Source organism: Micrococcus sp. LASM2_SD2 (genome assembly GCF_057364565.1).
The window spans coordinates 1-5,302 of the sequence record NZ_JBNFOB010000174.1 but is presented as its reverse complement, the minus strand read 5'-3'; the positions used below and the strand labels follow the sequence as shown (position 1 = coordinate 5,302).

Sequence of the window (5,302 nt, the reverse complement as noted above, 5' to 3'; positions counted from 1 at the left end):
CTGCGTGGCGCCGTCATGGCCGCGGTGCGGGAGGCCGGCCGCGTCCCGGAGGACTCGCTGCGGCAGGCGGTGGGGCAGACGGGGCGCCTGGGAGCGCACGTGCCGGACGAGGCGCAGTGGTCTCGCTGCCTGGCCGGCCTGCTCGACGACGGCCTCCTCCTGGTGCGCGACGGCGCCTATTCGTTCCCCGACTGAGCGGTGTTCACGTCGTCCACCTGAGCGGCGTCCCTGACCTGATCCCACCGAGTCGGCAGAACAACGCCGACAGGCATCCGCTCAGAGGGTGCGGATCATGCGGGTGTTCCCGAGGGTGTTGGGCTTGACCCGGGCGAGGTCGAGGAACTCGGCGACGCCCTCGTCATGGGAGCGCAGCAGCTCCGCGTAGACCTCCGGGTCCACGGCGGACTGGTCCGCCATGACCTCGAACCCGTGTGCGGTGAAGAAGTCGACCTCGAAGGTCAGGCAGAACACCTGGGAGACGCCGATGTCCCGTGCACGCCGCACCAGCTCCTCGAGCAGGGCGTGCCCCACTCCCCCGCCGCGGGCGCGGTCCGCCACGGCGAGCGTGCGGACCTCCGCGAGGTGCTCCCACATCACGTGGAGGGCGCCGAAGCCCACGAGTGCACCGGCCTCGTCCTCGGCCACCACGAACTCCTGGATCGCCTCGTAGTAGGCGACCTTCTCCTTCTGCAGCAGCACGCGGCTGTCCGCGTGGGGGCGGACGATGTCCTGGATGGCGGGGACGTCGGAGGTGCGGGCGGGACGCAGGGTGACCGGAAGCTTCGGCATCGGCCCAGTGTAGGACCGGCCCCGTGCCCGGCGTCCACGGTGTTGCTGCACCGCACCGGTGTGTGCTGCACCGAACCAGAAGGATTGGCCACTTCACCGGGCCCTGAACCGGCCGTATCCTCTGGTTCCGCGCGAGGGGCCGGGCATGGCGAAGGCCCCCGCGACACCGTCCCTCATGGGGAGGCTGCGGGGGCCTTCGGGCGACCGGTTCAGGGCCGGTCAGCGCGGGAGCAGAGTCACTTCTGCTCGTCGCCCTGGTTCTCGCCGCCGTTCAGGAACTTGTCCTGCGCGCCGTCGACGCCCTTGTTCACGGTGTCCTGGTGCTGGCCGAGCTTGTCGCCGTGCTGCTCCTGAGCGTTGTCGACCTGCTCGTTGATCTTGTCGGAGTGCTGGTTGGCAAGGTTGCCGAGATCGCCGATGCCCATGACTGAGCCTCCTTGACGTGGGGGACATGTGTTCCGCCCCGGAGTCCTCGAACCGAAGTCCTCCGACCTCCGCGGCGACCGATCGGTCACCCGAGCGGCTGGACCCACGGTAAGCAGAGACACAGCTGACACGCCACCCCGCTGGCGACCCCTCTCCTGGGAGGTTCCTGGGCAACCCGGCACCGCAGGTACCGGCATCCGCACGCGGAAGGGCCGGGGCGACGCCTCAGTCATCACCCCGGCCTTCGGCGTCACCCCAGGCCAGACCCGGGTGACGATCGGCGTCAGTTGTTCTTGAAGGCGTTCTTGACGCCCTCGGCGGCGCCCTTGAGCTTGTCGCCGGCGTTCTGGACAGCGTCCTTGCCGCTGGCGGCGGCCGACTCGGTGCGGCCCTCCGACTCCATGCGCTCGTTGCCGGTGGCCTCACCGAGGCCCGCCTTGGCGTCGCCCTTCATCTTGTCGAACTTGTTGTCCATGTCAGCCATGGTGTCTCCTCTCTCCGGTCCGGGGCGCCCTCCGTCCGGGCGACCGCTCCACCGGTGCCCGCTCCGGAAGACCGGCCGGGACGCCCGGTGGGGACGTCTCTGCATTCGAGTCAACGCGCCGCGGGGGCGGGGGTCAAGGCCCCCGCCCCCGCGGTCTGCGTGGTCGGCACACGTCCGGAACGGACGGCCGCCCGCCGGTGCCGTCACTCGGCCGCGCCGGCCTCCAGCTCCTGCATCTCGGAACCCTCGACCTCGGTGCGGCCGCCGGACCAGGTGAAGGCCAGCTCGCGGCCCTCGCCCTCGCCGGTCACGCCGACGTGGATCTGCGATCCGGCCGGGATCTCGCCGAACAGGATCTTCTCGGAGAGCTGGTCCTCCACCAGGTTCTGAACGGTGCGGCGCAGCGGGCGGGCACCCATGGCCGGGTCGTAGCCCTTGTCCGCCAGCAGCTCCTTCGCGTCCTTGGTGAGCTCGATCGAGAGGTCCTGCTCCGCCAGGCGCTTGCCGAGGCGGGCGATGAACAGGTCCACGATCTGCACGATCTCGGACTTCTGCAGCTGCGGGAACACGATGACGTCGTCCACACGGTTCAGGAACTCCGGGCGGAAGTGCTGGCGCAGCTCCTCGCGGACCTTGCCCTTCATGCGCTCGTAGCCGGTGCTCGTGTCCGTGGAGGACTGGAAGCCGGTCATGACGCCCTTGGAGATGTCCTTGGTGCCCAGGTTGGTGGTCATGATGATCACGGTGTTCTTGAAGTCCACCACACGGCCCTGCGAGTCGGTGAGGCGACCGTCCTCGAGGATCTGCAGCAGCGAGTTGAACAGGTCCGCATGGGCCTTCTCCACCTCGTCGAACAGGACCACGGAGAACGGACGGCGGCGGACCTTCTCGGTGAGCTGGCCGCCCTCCTCGTAGCCGACGTAGCCGGGAGGGGCGCCGAACAGACGGGACACCGTGTGCTTCTCCTGGAACTCGGACATGTCCAGGGTGATCAGGGCGTCCTCCTCGCCGAAGAGGAACTCGGCCAGGGACTTGGCCAGCTCGGTCTTCCCGACGCCCGTGGGCCCGGCGAAGATGAACGAGCCGGACGGACGGTTCGGGTCCTTCAGGCCGGCACGCGTGCGGCGGATGGCACGGGAGAGCGACTTGATGGCCTCGTCCTGGCCGATCACACGGCGGTGGAGCTCGGACTCCATGTTCCGCAGGCGGTCCGTCTCCTCCTCGGTGAGCTTGAAGACCGGGATGCCGGTGGACTTGGAGAGCACCTCGGCGATGAGGTCCTCGTCCACGGTCGCGACGTCCGAGGACTGGCCGGTGCGCCAGGCCTTCTCCTTCTGCTTCTGCTCGTCCACGAGCTGCTGCTCCTGGTCGCGCAGGCGGGCGGCGCCCTCGAAGTCCTGGCCGTCGATCGCGGCCTCCTTCTCGGCCCGGACCTCGGCGATGCGGCCCTCGTAGGCCTTGATCTCCGGAGGAACGGTCATGCGGCGGATGCGCAGGCGGGCGCCGGCCTCGTCGATCAGGTCGATGGCCTTGTCCGGGAGGAAGCGGTCCGAGATGTAGCGGGCGCCCATGGAGGCGGCGGCCTTCAGGGCTTCGTCCGTGATAGACACCTTGTGGTGCGCCTCGTAGCGGTCGCGGAGGCCGCGCAGGATCTCGGTGGCGTCCTCCACGGACGGCTCGGTCACCTGGATCGGCTGGAAGCGACGCTCGAGGGCCGCGTCCTTCTCGATGTGCTTGCGGTACTCGTCCAGCGTGGTGGCGCCGATGGTCTGCAGCTCGCCGCGGGCCAGCATCGGCTTGAGGATGCTGGCGGCGTCGATCGCGCCCTCGGCGGCGCCGGCGCCCACGAGGGTGTGGATCTCGTCGATGAACAGGATGATGTCCCCGCGGGTGCGGATCTCCTTGAGGACCTTCTTCAGGCGCTCCTCGAAGTCGCCGCGGTAGCGGGAGCCGGCCACGAGCGAGCCGAGGTCCAGCGAGTAGAGCTGCTTGTCCTTCAGCGTCTCCGGTACGTCCCCGCGGTCGATGGCCTGGGCCAGGCCCTCCACCACGGCGGTCTTGCCGACGCCGGGCTCGCCGATCAGCACGGGGTTGTTCTTGGAGCGGCGGGAGAGCACCTGCATGACGCGCTCCATCTCCTCGGCGCGGCCGATGACCGGGTCGAGCTTGCCGTCGTGCGCGGCGGCGGTGAGGTTCCGGCCGAACTGGTCCAGCACCACGGAGCCGGCGTTCTGGCCCTCGGACTGGCCGCCGGGCGCCACACCGGCAGTCTCCTTGCCGCCCTGGCCGGAGCCCTGGTAGCCGGAGAGCAGCTGGATGACCGTCTGGCGGACCCGGTTGAGGTCCGCGCCGAGCTTCACGAGGACCTGGGCGGCGACGCCCTCGCCCTCACGGATCAGGCCGAGCAGGATGTGCTCGGTGCCGATGTAGTTGTGGCCGAGCTGCAGCGCCTCGCGCAGGGACAGCTCGAGCACCTTCTTCGCGCGCGGCGTGAAGGGGATGTGTCCGGGCGGGTTCTGCTGACCCTGGCCGATGTCCTCCTGCACCTTCTCGCGGACGGCGCCGAGGGAGATGTCCATGGACTCGAGGGCCTTGGCGGCGACGCCCTCGCCCTCGTGGATCAGCCCGAGCAGGATGTGCTCGGTGCCGATGTAGCTGTGGTTGAGCATCCGCGCCTCTTCCTGCGCGAGCACCACCACCCGCCGTGCGCGGTCGGTGAACCTTTCGAACATGGTCACACTCCTTGGCTCTTGATTGCTCCCGAGCCTACGCACGCGGACAGCACGACGGGCGGCTGTTCGCCACTGGGTGAAGCGAACGCCGCCCGTCCTCCCGGCCCGTCTCCCCGGGCCGCGGGGCCCTCCGGCGTGCCCGCCCGACGCCCGGCTCAGGTCACTTGCGCTTGGCGTTGCGGTAGGCCTCCACGACGTCGCGGTGCAGGCGCCCGCGGGAGGAGACCTCGTAGCCGTTCTCCGCGGCCCACTTGCGGATGTCCGCGGCCTCGGCCTTGGGCGAGGGCGGTGCCACGGCGCGCCCCTTCTTCATGTAGGGCTTCAGGAACGAGCGCAGCTCACGGGCGTTGTCCTCGGACAGGTCCACCTCGTAGTGGCGCCCGTCCATCGCGAACCTCACGGTCTCGGCGGCCTCCGAGCCGTCCAGATCGTCCACCAGGACAACTTCGACCTTCTGTGCCATGTTCTTGTCCATCTCCCTCATCCGTCATGGGCATCCGTGAAGACGTCCTGACAAGCCGATTCCCTGAAGGGGTTTGACGCACGCAGGAAGAGGTCCGGATGCCGGATTCTCTTTGTCCTTCACCACGGTAGCCGATGAAGGGGTTTCTGCGCTGTGGACATATCCGCTGTGGACATTTCTGTCAGGACAATCCCAGCAGGCAGGAATCCGCCGCCGGAGAGCATTTCTCCGACGGCGGATTCCGTTCTCGACCGTGCCAGCCGCGTCAGCGTGGGGCCGGCCCTCGCCCCCGTGCTCCGGTCCCGTGTCCCCGTGCTCCGGCCCCGTGCCCTCATGCTCCGGGCCGGTGCCGGGCAGCGCCTCGCGCGGCTCTGCCTCGGGATCGGCTGCCGCATCCCCCCTCGGCCT

General features: G+C 69.4%; 5 protein-coding genes and 1 pseudogene. 1 reads left to right on the top strand and 5 read right to left on the bottom strand.

From position 1 onward, the window contains the following. A pseudogene (locus AC2W7A_RS09215) lies at positions 1-195 on the top strand (A/G-specific adenine glycosylase); the annotation flags it as partial. 81 nt (positions 196-276) lie between these two features. On the opposite strand, the gene AC2W7A_RS09210 reads toward AC2W7A_RS09215, so the two are convergent. From AC2W7A_RS09210 to AC2W7A_RS09190, 5 genes are all read right to left on the bottom strand, one after another. Next, complete coding sequence (locus tag AC2W7A_RS09210) at positions 277-789, bottom strand: amino-acid N-acetyltransferase (RefSeq protein ID WP_485991103.1); 513 nt, start codon at positions 787-789, stop codon at positions 277-279. A 236-nt stretch (positions 790-1,025) separates the two neighbouring features. Continuing rightward, a complete protein-coding gene (locus AC2W7A_RS09205) occupies positions 1,026-1,214 on the bottom strand; it encodes an Rv0909 family putative TA system antitoxin (protein WP_485991102.1) in 189 nt (62 codons plus the stop codon). 284 nt (positions 1,215-1,498) lie between these two features. Beyond that, on the bottom strand, positions 1,499-1,699 hold the full coding sequence (locus tag AC2W7A_RS09200; RefSeq protein ID WP_485991101.1) for a CsbD family protein: 201 nt from the start codon (positions 1,697-1,699) through the stop codon (positions 1,499-1,501). Between the two features lie 203 nt (positions 1,700-1,902). Continuing rightward, positions 1,903-4,431 (bottom strand): ATP-dependent Clp protease ATP-binding subunit, encoded by a 2,529-nt coding sequence (locus tag AC2W7A_RS09195; protein ID WP_485991100.1) that lies wholly within the window; start codon positions 4,429-4,431, stop codon positions 1,903-1,905. Between the two features lie 160 nt (positions 4,432-4,591). After that, a complete protein-coding gene (locus AC2W7A_RS09190; RefSeq protein WP_485991099.1) occupies positions 4,592-4,906 on the bottom strand; it encodes a histone-like nucleoid-structuring protein Lsr2 in 315 nt (104 codons plus the stop codon). Between the last annotated feature and the right edge of the window lie 396 nt (positions 4,907-5,302).